Origin of the sequence: Natronosalvus halobius, from assembly GCF_024138145.1 — an archaeon.
In the GTDB taxonomy this organism is placed as follows: domain Archaea; phylum Halobacteriota; class Halobacteria; order Halobacteriales; family Natrialbaceae; genus Natronosalvus; species Natronosalvus halobius.
Window position 1 is genome coordinate 2,412,353 of sequence record NZ_CP099997.1, and the last position, 18,240, is coordinate 2,430,592.

Here is an 18,240-nt window from a genome sequence, read left to right on the forward strand (position 1 = left end):
GCCCTCGCCCGGCGTCTACGGGTGACGCTCGAGCGTCGTCACGTCGGACACCTCTATTCGCGTCCCGCCGTGCTGGCCGCTGGTCACCGTCAGCGACCAGTCGTGGGCGTCGGCGATTGCCCGGGCGAGAGCGAGACCGAGGCCGCGCTCCTCGTCGGCGTCCTCCCCACGTGACTCCAGGTCGATCACCCGGTCGTGATCGGTCGGCGGGATCTCGGCGGCGTCGTCCATGAGGAAGAAGCCGCGTTCGCTCGAACGGGGATCGTCGAAGCCGAGCAGTCCGACCTGGATCGTGACCGATCCGTCGGCGCGGGCGGCCGCATCGTCGAAGATCGTCTGGAGGAAGTGATCGAATCGCTCCCGGTCGGCCCGGAGGGTCGCGTCGGCGTCGACGACCACGGCGGGGCGATCGAGACGGGAGTCCTCGACTGCGTGTTCGATCGCCGACGCGAGGTCGATCCGCGTCCGGGGGCCGACCGCTGTCGCGTTTCGGGCGAACTCCCGAATGTCGTCGACGAGGCGTTCCGTGCGATCGAGCGTCGTCGAGACGGCGTTTTCGGCGAGCGGAAACTCCCACTCGCCGGGCCGATCGGGTTCCTCCTCGAGCGCCGTCGCGACGGCCTCGAGGTGGCGCTTGAGGTCGCTCGAGAGTACGTTCGCCACGCTCTCGAGGCGTTCGGTCTGGTGTTCGAGCTGGGTCGTCCGATCCTCGAGTACCTGCTCGCGGATCGCACGATCGAGCGCCGCGCGGCTGTTCTCGGCGAGCGTCGAGAGTAACTCGACGTCGGTGTCGTCGAAGTTCGCGACCCGCTTCGATCCCGTCATCAGGATACCGTGGGTGCCGATCGGCGCAATTATCTCAGAGCGGATCGGTGTGTCGGGATTGTAGAGGCCGTCGGCTTCCTGCAGGTCCTCGATGTGTCTGGTCTCGCCGGCCTCGAAGACGTCCCAGACGAGACCCTCACCGGGGTGGAATCGGGGGAGGCCGCCGAACTCGTCGTGCGCGCCCGCGGTGCCGGCGACGGGGTCGAGGTAGCCGTACTCGTCGTCGAGCAACCAGACGCCGCTGATCGGAAGGTCAAGGAGGTCGCTCCCGGCGTGGACGGCGATCGCACAGATCTCCTCGGGATCGCTCGACTGCAGGAGCCAGCGCGTGACCTCGTGCAGCGAGGTCACCACCCGCTCGTACTCGCGCTGGTCGGTGACGTCGCGGGCGATGCACGCGAGATTCGCCGAGCCGTGGTCGACCGGCACGACGCTGACCTCGGCGACCCGATCGGCGCCCGTCGCGTCGGTGTAGGCCACCTCGAACGTTCGCTGGGCCGCGCTGCCGACGTCGACGTCGCTGAGCGCGCGGCCGACGTGGACGGCGTCGTCGGCGTCGACGGCGGCGAGGTCCAGGAGGGCCTCGACGTGTTCACCTCGCAGGTCCCTCGCGTCGGTGTCGAAGGCACGTTCGACCGTGGCATTGATCGAGAGGATCCGGTTGTTGTCGTCGAGGGTGACCACGCCGTCCTGGATCGCCTCGACGACGGCCGTGTTCCGGGCGAGTTTCGTCTCCTGTTCCTTTCGCTCGGTGATATCGCGCATGGACACCGAGAGCCCGTTCTCGGCGGGCCAGGCCCGGGCTTCGAACCAGGTCTCGAGCGGCGTGTGGTACACCTCGAAGGAGACCGGCACCTGTTCGTCCATCGCCTGGTAGAAACCGTCGGGGAACTGGGTCTCGACCGTCTCGGGGAACTCGTCCCACATGACCCGCCCGAGGAGGTCCTCCCGGGAGCGCTCCAGGAGCGCCTCGGCGCGCTCGTTGAGGTACGTGAACCGAAAGTCGGTGTCGAGGGCGAAGAAGGCGTCGCGGACGCGGTCGATCATGGGAACGGTTCGGAGGGTCACCGGCGACCACCCGCCTCGAGGGCGACGGGTCGGCGGCGAGGCGTCGTGACTCGCGGCGCTAGCCGACTCGTCCGCGACACCGACCGAACGCGCCTGTCTCTCATTCCGTTGACTCATAGTTACCCCACCCGGTATTTCAGTGTCGTGGCCGATGGGCGTCCGGTTCGGGCTCGAGACGGCGTTCGACGGTGTCGGGACTGCTATTCGGAAATTCCATCGACCGGTACAGGCGGCCGGTAGAACGCGACGGGACGTACGCTACTCGGTTTGCGTCGAGAATACCGCGGCTAATCACGGAGGCGCTCCGCGGTGCGATACTCGCCGTGCTGACCGCAGCGCACCTCGCAGTGCGATGCTCGGCGCGTTACCGTTCGATCGGGAGCAGGTCCCTCACCGTTACGTAGTCGAGAGGTGTGGCGTGTTCGGTTCGGATGAGATTCTCGTCGTTGATTTCGAGTGCGAGGTCGTCGAGTTGTTCGGCAACGTAGGTGATATCCTCGTTTTCGGTCCCGACCGCCTTGATGTGGAGGTTCTCCTGTCCGGTCATCAGTTCGGTCACTTCGGTGACCTGGGGGAGCGCCAGCGCCTTCTCGGCCACGTCGGAGCGTTCGCTGATGCGGGCCGTGCAGCTGAAGTGAAAGTAGAGACGAAGGCCCGTCCGGTCGTGGTCGACGCTCGTCGTGTATCCAGTAATGACGCCGGCCTCCTCCAGCCGTTCCATCCGATTGTGAACGGTGTTGTCGGAGACGCCGAGTTCCTCGGCCAGTCCGATTGCATTGGACCGAGCGTTCTCCTGAAGCAGATTGAGCAAACACCTGTCTACGTCGTCGAGTTCGTACTCGGTCACAATCGAGCTTGTCGGGCCGCCTCCATGATACTATCGATACTCCACAGTTTCCGAGAGTGATTTTCGAGAAGTTCGGGAAACAGGCGTTGGAAAGGTATTATCGAAATACGTTTTCGGGCACTTAAGAGGAGTGGCGAAGTCAAGGTAATATCGAATAGCAATTCTGATTTAGCTCGAGATTCCACAGAATATCTTATCTTTACGGGAAGTATCGAATCCCACAACCTGGGTTTTTTATACGTAGACGCCATTGAACGACTGTGAAGTCGGGCCTACCTGTTCCGTCCTCGGTGGTGAACTCCCACGGATCTGACACGGCCACAGTAACCGTTGTCAGAGCTGTTGCTGAAACAGAAGGGAGGCCACTACCTGCGTCGCCACCGCTGGCCACGGTAACTGACCTGGATGCCCACCGCGTCCTCGATCGAGCTGTCGATGATGTGACTGACGAGGGTACCAATGGCGGTACCCAGGTGCGTGATTCCAGTGATGGGCGAGTCACGACGGGAGGGTACAATGAGTGACGACAGACCGGATTTCTGGAATTATTGCGCCCAGTGTGGGATCGAGTACAGTACCGCTGCCTCTCCACCGATCGTCGACGTGGTCACCGACGGCGGCGAAGACTCTCCAGTCTCGTTCTGTAGCGACGAGTGCAGAGGGTCGTGGGCCAGCGACTAGTTCAGGGTAGTTTCGCTGCCGAGAGCACCATACTGGCTGATTCTTCGTTCGTTCTATTCGGACGGCGTCCGCGCTGTGTGCGCGCCTTCTACTCGCGCCAATTCGACGAGCAGACACCAACCGACTTCGAAAGGGTCGACAGGGTATTCCTCGTCCGTCCCGAACCGTCGGTCGATGAGCGATTCGGACCCGACTCGGCTGATCGTCGACACGGACACCGCGGGAGACGACACGCAGGCGCTCGTGCTCGCGGCCTGCTCAGATCGCATCACCCTCGAGGGCGTGACAATCTGTGCGGGTAACGTTCCGTTCGAGTACCAGGTCGAGAACGCGAAGTACACCCTCGACCTCGCTGGGGACGACGAGGTGCCGGTCTACGAGGGCGCTCGCGAGCCGCTCGAGAAGGACCACGAGTTCGCGGAGTACATCCACGGCGAGGGCGGCCTGGGTGGCGACCTCTTTCCCGAGACGGGAATCCCCTCGGCGGAGGTACACGCCGTCGACTTCATCGTCGAGACCGCTCGCGAGAACCCCGGCGAGATCACCCTGGCCTGCATCGCCCCGCTGACGAACGTCGCCCTGGCGCTCGAGCGCGAACCCGACCTGCCGGATCTGCTCGACGAAGTGGTGATCATGGGCGGCGCGGTCAATACGCTCGGAAACGTCACGCCCGCGGCGGAGTACAACTTCTGGGTCGATCCCGACGCCGCGGCGGCCGTGATGGACGCCTTCGAGACGACGCTGATCGACTGGGGACTGACGCTCCAGGACTCGATGTTCGACACCGAGGTCTTCGGGGCGGTCGAGGCGATGGACACGCCGCTCGCGGACTTCTACCTGACCGTCACCGACGCTGTCCGCGCGTTCAACCGCCAGTCCGACCACGACGCCCTCGGTGCGGACGTGACGACCCAGCCCGATTCGCTGGCGATCGCGACGGTGCTCGAGCCAGACATCGTCGAGTCGGCGAGCACGTACTACGTGGCCGTCGACGACCGGGAGGGGATGACCCGCGGGTACAGCCTGGTCGACGAACTCGGCGTGACCGACGGTGAGGCGAAGACGCGAGTGATCGAGTCAGTCGATGGCGACCGGTTCAGGCGGATGCTGCTCGACGCGTTTCAGTACGAGAATCCCCATCGGAGGGAGGGTGAAGGGGAGAAGGAGGAGTGACCGATCGGTAACTCTCTGCGACCGAATCTTCAGGTAATTCACGTAAAGTCATTATCTCCTTTCGAAACCGAATCTATAAACCGGTCGCGTGCACTTGCACGGATATGCAACGACGGACGTTTCTCACGACAGCAGGTGTAGGGGTAACGGCGGGACTGGCTGGTTGTCTGGTCGACGACGGCAACGGCGGCAACGGCGGCAACGGCGGCAACGGTGGGAACGGGAACGGGAACGACACCGCCGACGGCAACGGCAACGGCGGCGCCGGATCCGACATCACCGTCGGCATTATCTACTCGACCGGTGGCCTCGGTGACGACTCGTTCAACGACATGGCCAACGCCGGCATCGAGCGAGCGGTAGAGGACTTCGGCATCTCCTACAAGGACGCCGAACCCGACGCCCCCGCCGACATGAACCAGATGCAGCGGAACTTCGCGGGCGACGAAGAAATCGACCTCGTCTGCTGTATCGGCTTCGACCACGCGACCGACCTCGAGGAGAACGCCGCGGAGTTCAGCGACCAGCAGTTCGTGCTCGTCGACGCGGTCGTCGAGGCTGACAACGTCGCCAACTACACGTTCCGGGAACACGAGGGGTCCTTCCAGGTCGGTCACCTCGCTGGCCTGTTGACGACGACCGACTACGCCCACGGCGGTGGCGAGACGAACACCGACGAGACCGTCGTCGGCTTCGTCGGCGGCCAGGAGACCGCCCTCATCGATCGATTCGAGGCGGGCTACATCGCAGGCGTTCGCCACGCCGACGACAGCATCGAGACGCCATCGGCGTACGCCGGAAGCTGGAACGACCCGTCCCGAGGCCAGGAGATCGCCAGCGGAATGTACGACGACGGCGCGGACGTCGTCTACCACGCCGCGGGCGGCACCGGTGGCGGCGTCTTCCAGGCCGCCCAATCGGCCGGTCGATTCGCCATCGGCGTCGACGACGACCAGTCGATCAGCGCCGAGGACTTCAGCGACGTGATCGTCGCGAGCATGGTCAAGCGCGTCGACAACGCCGTCTACGACTCGGTCGAGGCCGTCGTCAACGACGAGTTCGAGAGCGGCATGAACGACCTGGGCCTCGACGACGACGGCAGCGTGAGCGCAACCATCGGCCAGGACTTCGAGGGCGAACTCCCCGAGGACATCGTCGACGCGCTCGAGGAGTCCCGGCAGGCGATCATCGACGGTGAAATCGACGTGCCGGACACCACCGACGACCTCTAGACGCGATGGTGCCTGACGAGCGCGGGACGGACGGCGAGACGCCGGCGGCGGTGGCCCTCGAAGGGATCACGAAGCGGTTCCCGGGCGTCGTCGCGAACGACGACGTCGACTTCACCGTCGAACGCGGCTCGATCCACGCCCTGATCGGCGAGAACGGGGCCGGGAAGACGACGCTGATGAACGTCCTCTACGGGCTGTACGAACCCACGGAGGGAACGATTCGAATCGACGGCCGGGAGCAAACGTTCGACGATCCCGGCGACGCGATGGCCGTCGGCATCGGCATGATCCACCAGCACTTCATGCTCGTGGACACGATGACCGTCGCCGAGAACGTCGTCCTGGGGGACGAACCGACGAAGTGGGGCGGCCTCGCGACCGACCGAGCCAGGGCCAACGAGGAGACGCGGGCGCTGGCCGACCGCTACGGCTTCGATGTCGACCCGACCGAGCGCATCGAGGACGTCAGCGTCGGCGAACAGCAGCGCGTCGAGATCCTGAAGACGCTCTATCGTGGCGCGGACGTCCTCATCCTCGACGAACCGACCGCTGTCCTCACTCCGCAAGAGGTCGACGCCTTGCTCGAGGTCCTCGAGGAACTCATCGCCGAGGACAAGACGATCATCTTCATCACGCACAAACTCGGCGAGGCGCTCGAGGTCGCCGACGAGATTAGCGTCCTGCGAAACGGCGAACTCGTCGGAACGGTTCCGGCGGCCGACGCCACCCGTGAGGAACTCGCGCGCATGATGGTCGGTCGGGACGTACTCCTCGAGGTCGACAAACCCGCCGCTACGCGCGGAGACGTCGTCCTGGACGTCGACGGCGTGACGGTCACGGACGAGCGGGGCGTCGTCGCGGTCGACGAGGCGACGTTCCGCGTCCACGAGGGCGAAGTATTCGGCATCGCGGGCGTCGACGGAAACGGCCAGTCGGAACTCGTCGAGGCCATCACGGGGCTCCGTCGGACGACCGGCGGAGCGATCACGTTCGACGGGCGCGAGATCACCTCGGTGCCACGTCGCGAGCGTATCTCCGCCGGGATGGCCTACGTCGCCGAGGACCGGCAGAAACGAAGCCTCGTGATGGATTACGATCTTCGGCGCAACGGCCTGCTGGGCCGTCAGCACCTCGCGCCGTTCTCGGACGGTCGACTGATCGACTGGGCGGCGACCAGCGACTACGTCGACGAGATCATCGAGGAGTACGACGTGCGGCCACCGGACCCCTCGGCAACGGCCCACTCGCTCTCGGGCGGGAACCAGCAGAAGTTCATCGTGGGCCGCGAGTTCGAGCGTGACCCCTCGCTGGTCGTCGCCGCACAACCGACTCGGGGGGTCGACATCGGGAGCATCGAGTTCATCCACAACCGACTGCTCGACCTCCGTTCGGCGGGGAAAGCGGTGTTGCTCGTCTCCTCGAAACTCGACGAGGTGACCCAGCTTTCGGATCGACTCGCGGTCATGCACGACGGCGAACTCGTCGCCGTCGTCGACCCCGAAGCCGTCACCGAAGAGGAACTCGGCTTGCTCATGGCCGGCGAACGACCCGACGGACTCGATGTCGACGGCGCTCGAGTCGGGAGGTCGGTGGTATGAGTGGCGACGGCAGCAAGGGCAGTAGCGAGGACGGCGGCTGGCGCGAACGCGGCGGAGCAACCCTCGACCGCCTCGTCGACGCCTCGGCGGCCGAACGCGTCGCAATCAGCCTCGGCTCACTCGTCTTCGCACTCGTCGTCGGCGCCGTCCTGGTGTTCGTCTCCGGCTTCGTCGCCGAGTGCTCGAGTCCCTTCATCTACCTGCCGGGGCTCGGGTACGGCTGTTACAACCCGCTCGAGATGTACTGGACGATCCTGGACGGGGCGTTCGGCTCGTTCACCGACCTTGGCCAGACGCTGTTGCAGACGACCCTGTTGCTGTTCACCGGGCTCTCGGTCGCCGTCGCGTTTCGCGCCGGCCTGTTCAACATCGGGACACAGGGGCAGATGGTACTCGGCGCGCTGGCGACGGCGATGACGGTACTCACGGTCGGGGAGTTCGTGCCGGATACGCTGCTCGGCTCACTCGTCGTCATCCCGGTCGGAATCGTCGTCGGCGGTTTCGTCGGCGGAGTCTGGGGGATGATCCCCGGCCTGATGAAGGCCTACGCGAACGCCCACGAGGTGATCACGACGATCATGCTCAACTTCGTCGCCGCGGGCGTCGCCTACTGGCTCGTGCAGGTCCACATCGGCGACCTGGCGAGCGATTCGGTGCAAACGGAGCCGATCCCGGGGGTCGCCCGACTGCCGGCGTCGATCGACGGGAGCCGGTTTTCGCTGATCGCCCTGGTCGGCGCCCTCGCGATCGCCATTGGCATCGCCCTCCTGTACTCGCGAACCGTCATCGGCTACGACCTGCGCACGAGCGGCATCCAGGAGGCCGCAGCGGAGTACGGCGGCGTCGATGCGAGACGAAACGTCGTCACGAGCATGACGCTATCCGGTGTACTGGGCGGTATCGCCGGGGCGATATACGTCACGATGGTCCAGTATCGCTGGCAGGCGGGCATCCCGCCGCTCGGCTTCGACGGCATCGCCGTCTCCATCCTCGCCGGGAACAACCCCATCGGCGTGATTCCGGCCGCCCTCCTCTTTGGAACCCTCAAGACCGGCAGCGTGGCGGTCGACATCTCACTCGGCATCCCGAACGAACTCGTCGAGGTGCTCAGGGGATTGATCATCCTCTTCATCGCCATGCCCGAGTTCTTCCGGTTACTGGGCAAGCACTACGGATTCGGCAGCGAACCCGTCGCGACCGACGGAGGTGAGCGTCGATGAACGCGCCGACCGTCACCCGTCGACAAGGACTGGCCATCGGCGCGGGGCTCCTCGGCGTGCTCGTGCTCGGCCTCGTCGTCGACGGCGGACGCCAGTTCGTCGGCGAGATTGCCGGCGTCATCAGCGTCTCCTATCTCGGCTCGGCGCTCCGGTTCACCGTCCCAATCGCCTTCGCCGCGATGGGCGGCATCTTCGCCGAGAAATCCGGCGTCATCAACATCGGACTCGAGGGGCTGCTCATCGTCGGCGCGTTCAGTTCGATCGCGACCATGTACGCACTCGGTTCCGAGTCCGTCCCGATCGAGCCGAATCCGTGGCTCGCGCTCCTGGGGGCCATCTTCGCGAGCACGCTGATCGCCCTCCTGTTCGCCATCGTCTGCATCGAGTTCAAGGCCGACCAGATCATTGCCGGCCTCGCCGTCTGGTTGATCGCGCTGGGCGCCGCCCCGTTCCTCAGCGTCGTCATCTGGAATCGCCGAAGCAGTCCGGGGAACGTCGGCACGTTCTCGTCCATCTCGATTCCGGGACTCTCCGCGCTGCCGGGGGTCGGCCAGATTTTCGAGGTTTCGCCGCAGGTGCTGCTCTTGCTCGTGGCCGTTCCCGTCTCGTGGTACCTCCTCAACCGGACCACGTTCGGGATGTGGCTCGAGGCCAGCGGCGAGGACCCCAAGTCGCTCGACACGGCTGGCGTCGACGTCCGAAAGGTGCGTTACGCTGGCGTCCTGCTCTCGGGCGTCTACTGTGGCATCGGTGGGGCCGGTTGGGCGCTCAACGTGGGTCAGTTCACGGGAACCGGCGACACCATGATCGATGGCCGCGGTTGGATCGGCCTGACGGCGTACCTGATCGGGAACTACAACCCGATCGGCGCGTTCCTCGCGTCGTTCCTCTTCGCGGCCCTCGACGCGCTCCAGATCGAACTTCAACAGATCGCCGCGTACGACATCTCCTCGACGCTCGTCGGAATTATCCCCTACGTCGCCGTCCTGGTCGTGCTCACGTTCGTCGGTCGCACCCGGATGCCGTCGGCCGCGGGCGAACACTACGACTCCGACGAGTAGTCGTCCTCCAACTCGAGTTTCGCGTTTCGGTCAAAATCCGTCACACAGGAACACCGGCTGCTCCGGAAACAGTCCGTGCTAGCGGTCGTCGATGTCGAACCCCCGTACCGACCGGGCAACGAATGCACTCACAGCTAACGGACGATTACTGGTCGGTCGGGACGACCGCTCCGAGCGAGAACTCGGCCTCGAATACCGATAGACCGTCGCGTCGTCTCTCGGGTTTTGAACCGCGTGCGACTCAGTGGGAACGCGTGGCCGTCACGGCAACGCGCGGTGACGACCACCGCCTGAGGCCGTCGAGACTCTATGTCGATTCCCGACAGTTCTGATACCCGACACACTTCGTCGGACCGATACGTGTTGATTCCCGACGGGTATACGACACCGGAAACAGGATATTTCCACCGAGAGCAACGTCTAGCGTAAAGTCGGGTGGGGACCATCGTTCGGGTATGGTTCACACACAACCCGCACAGGTAACGGTTCCCGACTGGCTCCAGGATCCAATCGCCGAACTGGTGACGTTTCTGCCGCGACTCGTTGGCGCACTGGTCATCCTGGCAATCGGCTGGATCATCGGCCGCCTCGCCGGCCGCGTCGTCATGCGAATCGCCGACGGCATCGAACTCGATCGCATGGTGCTCGAGACGCCGCTCGGTCGCATCCTCGGCGGAACAGAGCAAGCCGTCTCGAGAACATTCGGCAAACTGGCGAAGTGGTTCGTCTACGCCCTCGCGATCCTCGCGGCCGCGAACGCCCTCGCGATCGCACTCCTGTCGGAGTGGATCTCGACCGCAGTCTCCTACTTGCCGGCGTTCGTCGCGGGCCTGCTCGTCATCGTCTTCGGGTTCATCGTCGCTGACTTCGTCGGCGACATGATCGAGCGGACTCGAGCAGCAACCCAGACGGCCTACACGTCCTGGTTCGCCGACGGAGCCCGGGTGTTCCTCTACTTCACGGCCATCGTGATCGGCCTCGGGACGATGGGCATCGACGTCGGCATCCTGTTAGTCTTCGCGCGAGCGCTCGCGTGGGGCCTGGCCGCGGCCGTGGCAATCGGCGCCGGCGTCGCCTTCGGCTGGGGCGGCAAGGACTACGTCGCCGAGAACATCGACAGCTGGATGCGCCGGACGAACTCGATGGCGCCGTCCGATGAGTCGTCCAATCAGCGGCGAGCGGGCGAGAGTGGCGCTGGAACGGGGAGCGGGTCCAGCCCTCGATCGGACCGCGAACACGGTTCCGAGCCGGGCCCCGGTCCTGGAGCGGATTTAGACGACTGATCCCGGTCACCGGACGGCCGGCCGCGCCGCTTTCGGTTTCGCCAGCTTCGAGAAGAGCGGTTTGACCGGGACGACGACGTACGTCTTCACCAATCGGCCGTTAACCGAGCGCCACTTCTCGACGCGCGCGACGGCATGAGCCTCGTACAGCGACTCGAGCGTCTCGATCACCGCATCGAACGCAGCGGTGTCGAACGTTTCGTGTGGAACGCGGTCAGTGACGACGGCGAGGCGTCGGCGCCGCGCGTAGACGTCGAGTCGACCCTCGAACGCGAACTCGGCGTCCTGGATCAGGTCGTGAAGCGCGCCCATCGTCGGTGCCGACGATTCCGTCGGCAGGGAGATGTACGCCTGGTATTCGTCCGGCCGCTCCGCGACGTACCGTTTCCACAGGCGTTTTAGCACGGTTCGATCACCTCGAGTCCAGCGTGGGACCCGGACCCGGGTTTACCCCCTTTCTTCGTCCGATCACGTACGCTCGCCATCCTTGGCCGTGACTTCTCGCCACCGGTAATACGTCCTTTGTTGTTCGTCGGCCTCGATGCCCTGAAAGTCAATTTTTCGTGACGATAGCTGATTCGAGAGACCTATGTGTAATTGCTCACTACCGCCACGCGATGCCCACTCGTCTCCTCGAGTCGACGCGGTTCGTGACCGTCACGTCGGCGGCGCTCGTCGCCGCCGGCGTCGCCATCAGCAGCGGTTTGACGCCCTCGGCCCGATCGCTCGCGGCGCTGTGTCTCGTCTCGGTCGGACTCGCCGGCGTCGCGAGCGAGGTGAGCGAGCGTCCGCTCGAGGGCGTTCATCGGGCAACAGTTCGATGGTGGACGGTCGCCTTCGTCGCCTTCCTCCCCTACGGACTCGTGGCAGCGCCTTCGAGCGAGGGAGCGACGGCGGTTGCCGACTCCCTGTCCGCCACGATACCGCTCGTCGCATTCGAAGCCGGTGCCGGGAGCACGTTTCTGTGTGCAACTGCGGTAACGGCGCTCTACGCGATGGCGCGCTACGGCGTCCATCCAGGACGACCACGGCCCGAAGAGCGGATCCTGGTCGAGGGCGACGACTGACTCGAATTGCCGTCGCGATCCGATAGTCGGGTAACGAATTCTCCCGAAGACGTCACGTACTCGCCACGCAGCTGGCAGAACGCTGTGGACGAAACGGCTTCAGACGTGCTCCTCGACGAACGACTCGATCCGCGCCAGCGCCTCGCGTAGGTCCTCGAGGCCCGTCGCGTACGAAACCCGGAGGTGGCCCTCGCCGCCGACGCCGAAGACGTCACCGGGGACGACCGCGACGCCGCGCTCGCGGAGGAGTCGCTCGGCGAAGTCATTCGCGCTCCCGTCCCACCCGTTGGGCACCTCGGGGAAGACGTAGAACGCCCCTTTCGCCTCGAAACACGGCATTCCGATCTCGCGAAACCGCGAGATGACGAACCGGCGCCGGCGGCCGTACTGGTCGACCATCGCCTCGACGTCGTTCGCACAGGAATCGAGCGCCTCGAGGGCCGCGTACTGGGCGGTCGTCGGCGCCGAGAGCATGCCGTACTGGTGGACGCGGTTCATCGCACCGATCGCCCCGCCGGGACCGAGCGCGTAGCCCAGTCGCAACCCGGTCATCGCGTGGGCCTTCGAGAACCCGTTGCAGACGATGGTGCGCTCGCGCATGCCCGGAAGCGTCGCGATGGACGCGTGGGTGGCGGTGCCGGGACTCGCGTCGGCGTCGCGCTCGTCGTAAGTCAACTCGGCGTAAATTTCGTCCGAGAGGACCGCGAGGTCGTGCTCGCGGGCGAACTCGGTAATGGGCTCGAGATCAGTCCGCGTCATCACGGCGCCGGTCGGGTTGTTCGGATAGCACATGACGAGCAGGTCCGCAGCCTCGGCTCCGGCTGCCTCGAGCGCCTCGACTGTGAGCCGGAAGTCGTCCTCCTCCCGCGTCCGCACGGGGAGGACCTCCCCGCCTGCGAAGATCACGCCCGGTCCGTAGGAGATGTACGCCGGCTGAGCCACGGCGACGGTATCGCCGGCGTCGACGAACGCCCGAAAGGCCAGGTCGACGGCCTCGCTCGCGCCCGCAGTGACGAGAACCTCCGCGTCGGGATCGTACGCGAGGCCGAAGCGATCGGCAACGTGCCTCGAGATGGCCTCGCGAAGGTCGTACATGCCGCGGTTGGCCGTGTAGGAGGTCTTCCCCCGCTCGAGTGACTGGATGGCGGCGTCCCGCGCCGCCCACGGTGCGGAGAAGTCGGGTTCGCCGACGCCCAGGGAGATGACGTCGTCGCGCTCCTCGGCAATTTCGAAGAAGCGACGGATACCCGAAGGGCCGACCGCCTGGACGCGTTCGGCTGGCTCGAGGCTCCTGGTCATGGCGACACGGAGAGTCGGTCGTCGTCCTCGCCGTCCCCGAGTTCGATCCCGTTCTCCTTGTAGGAGGCCATCACGTAGTGGGTGACCGTCTGGGTGATTTCGGGGACGGGGGCGACCTTCTCGCTGATGAACCGGGAGACCTCGCGGATCGAGTCGCCCTCGACCTCCATGTCGAAGTCGTAGTCACCGCTGATCAGTCGGAGTGCTTTCACCTGCGGGAAGCGAGCGAGTCGCTCGGCGATGTCGTCGTAGCCCGTCTCGCGGTCGAGGGTGACGTTGAGTTCGACCTCGGCACGAACGCGTTCGTCCTCGAGGCGGTCCCAGTCGACGACGGCCCGGTAGCCCCGAACGATTCCGGCGACCTCGAGCGCCTCGATGGCGTCGGCTACCTCGTCCTCGTCGAGGTCGGTCATTCGCGCGATGTCGGCCGTGTCGTACCGCGCGTTCTCACGAAGCAACTCGAGGACCTCGCGTTCGCTCATATCCCTCCGAAGCGCGAGCGCCGGGAAAAGCGTTGTGCCACGTGCAACACCTGACGAATCGATGGGGTTCGGCGAGTGCACCATCGAGCGGGCTGGAATCGACGTTCGGGGGAGGACGCGCGTATTCGTCAGCATGTTAACTCCCCTATATTTACCCAACGTGTTTTGGGACAATGGGCATAACGACAGGACTATTTGAGTATCCTATACGCGAGACCGTTGACGATACGGCACTCTCATCGAATCGGGCACGACGCCCATCACATCGTCAGAGGCCACCATGCTGTCAATGAAAGATACCGTACCCAAGAACGAGACGATCAAGCGAGTTGCACGCCACGTCGAGACGTCGGTGCGCCGTTCCAACCCAGTCACCCAGGTGAAAGAACCCCAGCGGAACGATTCGACGGACGACCGACCGGCTACCACCGACAGCCCTGACGGTCCAGGCAACGCCGGCGGACGAGTCCTGGAGACGCCCCGTCAGCGAGAGACGGCCACCTGTCTGCTCGAACACGGGACGAACGAGCCCGTAAAGATGGGGGCCCTCGCCGAACGGGTTGCCGCCCGGGAACACGAGACGACGGTTGCCGACCTCGAGGACCGCCAGCGAAAGCGAGTATACGTCTCCCTCTCTACGTCGGTCCTCCCGAAACTGGACCGGCAGGGGCTCCTCGAGTACGACAAATCCCGTGGGCTGGTGTACCCGACAGACCAGCTACAGCGATTCCGTCCTCACCTCGGCGCATCGGCAGGTGAGCCGGCGGTGGCTACCGGTAACGTAGGTCAGTAATAGGTCAGTAATTCTTGAACAGGAGTGCGCGCACGTCGTCTTTCGTCTGCACGTCCTCGGTGGAGTCGTCGGGGAGCGTGACCCGGTAGCGATAGTCCGCAGCGGGTGATTCGTCCCACTTGTCCTCGTGGGTGTCGAGGAGGTTCATCATCTTGTTCAGCATGTCGTCGTCGTCGGCGGCGCCGCCGCTGTCTGTACCCTCGTCCTCGTTTTTGTCGTCTGCGTCTCCGTCCGCCTCGTCTTCGTTCTCGGTGGTGTCCTCGGTTTCGTCCTCGCCCTCGTCTGCGCTCTCACTGTCGTCCTCATTTGCACCCTCACCGTCGTTCTCGCTGGCGTCGGCATCGTCTGAGGTGTCGTCGCCCCCGGCGTCGTCCTCGCTCGAGTCCTCGGTATCCGCATCCGCATCTACATCCGACTCGGATTCCGCCGAGTCCGCACCGGCGTCGCCGTCGGCATCCACAGCGCCGTCATCTTCGTCGGCAGCGCTCGTCTCTAACTCCTCGTCGTAACTGACTTCCGCCACCCCATTGGCCTGGGAGCCCGACTCGATCGCCGTCTCGACGGCCGCCGCCACGTCGTCCGTCGCTGTTCGACCCGATGTGTCGGCCTCGAAGTCGACATCGAGGCCGCCCTCACCGTCCTCGCCCGCTTCGAGATTGTCGATCAGAAACTGGATCGCGTCGCGCTCGCGCACGAAGCCGTACCTGCCGACGACGTCTTCGGAGATGGCCGCTCGCAATCGCTGGATCACCGCGTACTGTTCGTCCGTGACCTCGACTGTCTGCATACCTGACCGATGTGTCGAGGGGTACATATAGGTGGGTGCGTCTGTCGGTCGGTGAGCGTATAGGCTGTCAAGTTGCTAGATCGGCAGAACGCCACTCACAAACTCGCCAAATCGGCAAAACGCCAACTCATCAGTTCACCAGAACACCGCGTCGTCGACCCACCCCCCCCCCCCCCCATCTACCCCACAAACCGCCTACCGCCGCTTTACTTCGTGGCGACCGAACCCGTACCGCAGACGATTCGCGAGCCGCCTCGAGAACCGACCCTCGTCCGCCCGCGAACTGTATCGCTCGGCGAGCGCCGTGTAGATCAGCGGGAGGGGAACCTCCTGCTCGAGGCCCTCCTGGACAGTCCAGGTGCCCGTCGAGCCACCCTCGATCCGGTCGGCGACGTCTCCCAGGTCGGACCCCTCCTCGCGGAACGCCTCCTCGCAGAGTTCGAGCAGCCAGGACCGGATGACTGCGCCGTTGTTCCACACCGAGGCGACGGCCTCGAGGTCGAGGTCGAACCGGCCCTCGTGGAGCAGTTCGAAGCCCTCGCCGTAGGCCTGCATCAGCGCGTACTCGACGCCGTTGTGGACCATCTTGACGTAGTGGCCCGACCCCGAGGGTCCCATCCTGGCGTGGCCATCCGGCCCCGTCGCCACGGCGTCGAACGCCGGGACGAGTTCGTCGTAGGCCCACTCGGGACCGCCGACCATGAGCGAGAAGCCGAGTTCGGCGCCGGCGGGGCCGCCAGACGTTCCGCAATCGAGATACGCCGCCGGGCACGCCTCGGCGCGTCGGAGCGTATCCTGGAAGTTCGAGTTACCACCGTCGACGACCACGTCCGCGGCCTCGAGGCGGGGCTCGAGCGTCTCGAGGCTCGCGTCGACGGGCGCGCCCGCAGGAACCATCAGCCAGATCCGCTTGTCGTCACCGAGCTGGTCACACAGGTCGTCGATCGAGTCGGCGGGGCTAGCCCCCGCGGCGGCCGCCGCGTCGATCGCGTCCTCGTCCAGGTCGAAGGCGACGACGTCGTGGCCCGCGGCGAGCACCCGGTCGACGACGATCCGGCCCATTCGTCCGAGTCCGACTACGCCCAGTTGCATGGATAGCCGTGCGCGCACGGGCGTGGTAGGGGTTGCGGTTTCCCGTCGCGAGCAGGGTTACACGATGTGGATCGACATCTCCTGTTCGAAGCTCTCGGCTCCACACAGTTCGAAGCCGACGCGTTCGTACAGCGCGATGGCCGGGCCGTTCCAGCGTTCGACGGTGAGCCAGACCCACTCGACGCCGCGGTCGGCAGCCTCCCCGAGGAGGTGCTCGAGCAACTGCGTTCCAATGCCGCCGCGCTGGTAGGCCTGCAGGACGAAGATCGCCAGCTCCCACTCGATCTCGCTCAGGTCCTCGATCGTCTCCGGATCGTCGACGTCCGGAACCAGCGTCGCGTGACCGATCACCCCCTCCTCGTGTCGCGCGACGACGTTGATCCCGTCCTCGAGCAACGGCTCGAGCCACTGGCGGATGCGCTCCTCGCCGGTCGGTGGAATCCCCTGGGCGCGGTCGGCGGGGTCGAACTGTACGTACATTCGGGTGAGCGCCTCGAGCGCTCCGTCGGCCGGTTCGGGTCCGGTACCGCCGTCGAGAGGGTCGATCTCGATGTCTCGCCCCTCTGGATCGGTGTAGGTCGTCGGCGGCGTCGGAAACGGACCTGCCGGTTCGTCCGGGTACACTCGTCGTTGTCTCCCCGTCATCGTTATCGAACGAGTTTGACGGTCATCGTCGCGTTCAACAGGACGAACTCGGTGATCGGCCCGAGGCGAACTTTCCCCATCGGGCTCCTGGTTCCGCCACCGATCACCAGCTGATCGACGGCCTCACGCTCGGCCAGGTCGACCAGCGAACTGCCGGGATCGCCCTCGAGCGTCCGGATTTCGGCGTCGATCCCCGCCGCCACGAGTCGTTCCTGGGCCAGATCGTGCATCTCCTCGGCCGTTCGGTCCGCCTCCGGCTTGTCGAGGACGGCGACGAGCAGGTCGTCGCCCACCTCGTCGACGCGCTCGATTGTCGTATCGAGCGTCTTCACCGACTCGTCGCTTCCGTCGAGTCCCAACAGGACGTGCATGCGTTCGTGTGCGACGCCCCGGAGGAAAACCGTTGCGCCGGTTCACCGGCCGACCGGTCAGCGCGAAGGGTGTTCACGCTCGTCTCGGCTCCGTTCGAGTCGGTCCGTCACGAGGTCGAGTCCTGGATAGCCGTCCGCACGCCAGACGACCAGGGCCGCCGCGGCGAGGACGAACTCGAGCAGGAAGTAGGGGTCGCCCAGGGAGCTGTAAAACAACTCGAGGACGCTCGGTACGCCCTCTTCGTAGGGTTCGACGGGGACGACCGGCCACAACAGATACCCGAATTCTTCGGCACCCCAGAGGGCCGGCACGATGTCGGCGAGGAGGTGTGAGAACGCGCCGATGGCGAAGGCGATCGCGTAGGTCGGACGATCGTACCGGCTCGCGACGGCCAGGACGACGAGCGAAACCGGGAGCAAGAAAAGCAGAGAGTGCGCCATCGATCGGCCCGTCGGGAGCATCGTCGCGTACCAGGCGAGCGGTTTGTCGATCAGGTCGGGAAACTGGCTGCCGACGAGGACGCAGACGACTGCCACCGCGCTCGGGACCCGCGCCGGGTGACGGCGCGTCCAGAGCGAGTAGAGGAGGTAAGCGAGGGCGGCGTGTCCGAGTGGCCACATACGTACTGTCTCGTCCGAAGATGGGGACGAGTATAAACGGTGCGACTACAGGCGCCCAACCGATGTCGAAACAGTGGTACTCCCTCGCGGCCTAC

Annotated in this window: 19 protein-coding genes; 9 read left to right on the plus strand and 10 right to left on the minus strand. The window is 65.3% G+C overall.

Annotated elements, in window-relative coordinates:
• Positions 1–15: 15 nt before the first annotated feature.
• Both NGM15_RS11835 and NGM15_RS11840 read right to left on the minus strand, forming a co-directional pair.
• On the minus strand, positions 16–1,893 hold the full coding sequence (locus tag NGM15_RS11835; protein ID WP_253438058.1) for a sensor histidine kinase: 1,878 nt from the start codon (positions 1,891–1,893) through the stop codon (positions 16–18).
• 364 nt (positions 1,894–2,257) lie between these two features.
• Positions 2,258–2,740 carry an Lrp/AsnC family transcriptional regulator gene (locus NGM15_RS11840; RefSeq protein ID WP_253431121.1) on the minus strand — a complete coding sequence of 161 codons (483 nt, stop codon included), beginning with the start codon at positions 2,738–2,740 and terminating at the stop codon, positions 2,258–2,260.
• 516 nt (positions 2,741–3,256) lie between these two features.
• Here NGM15_RS11840 and NGM15_RS11845 point away from each other — a divergent pair.
• The 7 genes from NGM15_RS11845 (at position 3,257) to NGM15_RS11875 (ending at position 10,988) form a co-directional block, all read left to right on the plus strand.
• On the plus strand, positions 3,257–3,421 hold the full coding sequence (locus tag NGM15_RS11845; protein WP_253431123.1) for a DUF7576 family protein: 165 nt from the start codon (positions 3,257–3,259) through the stop codon (positions 3,419–3,421).
• Between the two features lie 174 nt (positions 3,422–3,595).
• Positions 3,596–4,594 carry a nucleoside hydrolase gene (locus tag NGM15_RS11850; RefSeq protein ID WP_253431126.1) on the plus strand — a complete coding sequence of 333 codons (999 nt, stop codon included), beginning with the start codon at positions 3,596–3,598 and terminating at the stop codon, positions 4,592–4,594.
• A gap of 104 nt (positions 4,595–4,698) precedes the next feature.
• Positions 4,699–5,826 (plus strand): BMP family lipoprotein, encoded by a 1,128-nt coding sequence (locus NGM15_RS11855; protein WP_253431129.1) that lies wholly within the window; start codon positions 4,699–4,701, stop codon positions 5,824–5,826.
• A 5-nt stretch (positions 5,827–5,831) separates the two neighbouring features.
• Entirely contained in the window at positions 5,832–7,424 is a 1,593-nt protein-coding gene (locus NGM15_RS11860) for an ABC transporter ATP-binding protein (protein WP_253431132.1), read from the plus strand.
• Positions 7,421–8,644: an ABC transporter permease gene (locus tag NGM15_RS11865; protein WP_253431135.1), complete on the plus strand. Its 1,224-nt coding sequence runs from the start codon at positions 7,421–7,423 to the stop codon at positions 8,642–8,644. The genes NGM15_RS11860 and NGM15_RS11865 overlap by 4 nt, the downstream gene beginning before the upstream one ends.
• Positions 8,641–9,705 (plus strand): ABC transporter permease, encoded by a 1,065-nt coding sequence (locus NGM15_RS11870; RefSeq protein ID WP_253431138.1) that lies wholly within the window; start codon positions 8,641–8,643, stop codon positions 9,703–9,705. Before NGM15_RS11865 ends, NGM15_RS11870 begins: the two co-directional genes overlap by 4 nt.
• A 455-nt stretch (positions 9,706–10,160) precedes the next feature.
• Positions 10,161–10,988: a mechanosensitive ion channel family protein gene (locus NGM15_RS11875; RefSeq protein WP_253431140.1), complete on the plus strand. Its 828-nt coding sequence runs from the start codon at positions 10,161–10,163 to the stop codon at positions 10,986–10,988.
• 6 nt (positions 10,989–10,994) lie between these two features.
• On the opposite strand, the gene NGM15_RS11880 is transcribed toward NGM15_RS11875, so the two are convergent.
• Positions 10,995–11,393, minus strand: a complete 399-nt coding sequence (locus NGM15_RS11880) for a hypothetical protein (protein ID WP_253431143.1) — start codon at positions 11,391–11,393, stop codon at positions 10,995–10,997.
• 212 nt (positions 11,394–11,605) lie between these two features.
• Between NGM15_RS11880 and NGM15_RS11885 the strand changes: the two genes are divergently transcribed.
• Entirely contained in the window at positions 11,606–12,055 is a 450-nt protein-coding gene (locus NGM15_RS11885; protein ID WP_253431146.1) for a DUF1467 domain-containing protein, read from the plus strand.
• A gap of 99 nt (positions 12,056–12,154) precedes the next feature.
• Here the strand turns inward: NGM15_RS11885 and NGM15_RS11890 are convergent, their stop codons facing one another.
• Together NGM15_RS11890 and NGM15_RS11895 are read right to left on the minus strand one after the other, a co-directional pair.
• Positions 12,155–13,354: a pyridoxal phosphate-dependent aminotransferase gene (locus NGM15_RS11890; RefSeq protein WP_253431149.1), complete on the minus strand. Its 1,200-nt coding sequence runs from the start codon at positions 13,352–13,354 to the stop codon at positions 12,155–12,157.
• A complete protein-coding gene (locus NGM15_RS11895; RefSeq protein ID WP_253431152.1) occupies positions 13,351–13,836 on the minus strand; it encodes an Lrp/AsnC family transcriptional regulator in 486 nt (161 codons plus the stop codon). Before NGM15_RS11895 ends, NGM15_RS11890 begins: the two co-directional genes overlap by 4 nt.
• Before the next feature lie 289 nt (positions 13,837–14,125).
• Between NGM15_RS11895 and NGM15_RS11900 the strand changes: the two genes are divergently transcribed.
• On the plus strand, positions 14,126–14,629 hold the full coding sequence (locus NGM15_RS11900; RefSeq protein WP_253431154.1) for a DUF7344 domain-containing protein: 504 nt from the start codon (positions 14,126–14,128) through the stop codon (positions 14,627–14,629).
• A 4-nt stretch (positions 14,630–14,633) separates the two neighbouring features.
• Here the strand turns inward: NGM15_RS11900 and NGM15_RS11905 are convergent, their stop codons facing one another.
• The 5 genes from NGM15_RS11905 to NGM15_RS11925 all read right to left on the minus strand — a co-directional run bounded on the left by NGM15_RS11905 (position 14,634) and on the right by NGM15_RS11925 (position 18,145).
• Positions 14,634–15,416, minus strand: a complete 783-nt coding sequence (locus NGM15_RS11905; protein ID WP_253431157.1) for a hypothetical protein — start codon at positions 15,414–15,416, stop codon at positions 14,634–14,636.
• Positions 15,417–15,611: 195 nt separating this feature from the next.
• Positions 15,612–16,508: a phosphogluconate dehydrogenase (NAD(+)-dependent, decarboxylating) gene (gene gnd, locus NGM15_RS11910; RefSeq protein WP_253431160.1), complete on the minus strand. Its 897-nt coding sequence runs from the start codon at positions 16,506–16,508 to the stop codon at positions 15,612–15,614.
• Between the two features lie 57 nt (positions 16,509–16,565).
• The gene (locus tag NGM15_RS11915) at positions 16,566–17,153 is read right to left on the minus strand and encodes a GNAT family N-acetyltransferase (RefSeq protein WP_253431162.1); all 588 of its coding nucleotides are present in this window, start codon (positions 17,151–17,153) and stop codon (positions 16,566–16,568) included.
• A gap of 2 nt (positions 17,154–17,155) precedes the next feature.
• Positions 17,156–17,524 carry a universal stress protein gene (locus NGM15_RS11920; protein ID WP_253431165.1) on the minus strand — a complete coding sequence of 123 codons (369 nt, stop codon included), beginning with the start codon at positions 17,522–17,524 and terminating at the stop codon, positions 17,156–17,158.
• 57 nt (positions 17,525–17,581) lie between these two features.
• On the minus strand, positions 17,582–18,145 hold the full coding sequence (locus NGM15_RS11925) for a metal-dependent hydrolase (protein WP_253431168.1): 564 nt from the start codon (positions 18,143–18,145) through the stop codon (positions 17,582–17,584).
• Between the last annotated feature and the right edge of the window lie 95 nt (positions 18,146–18,240).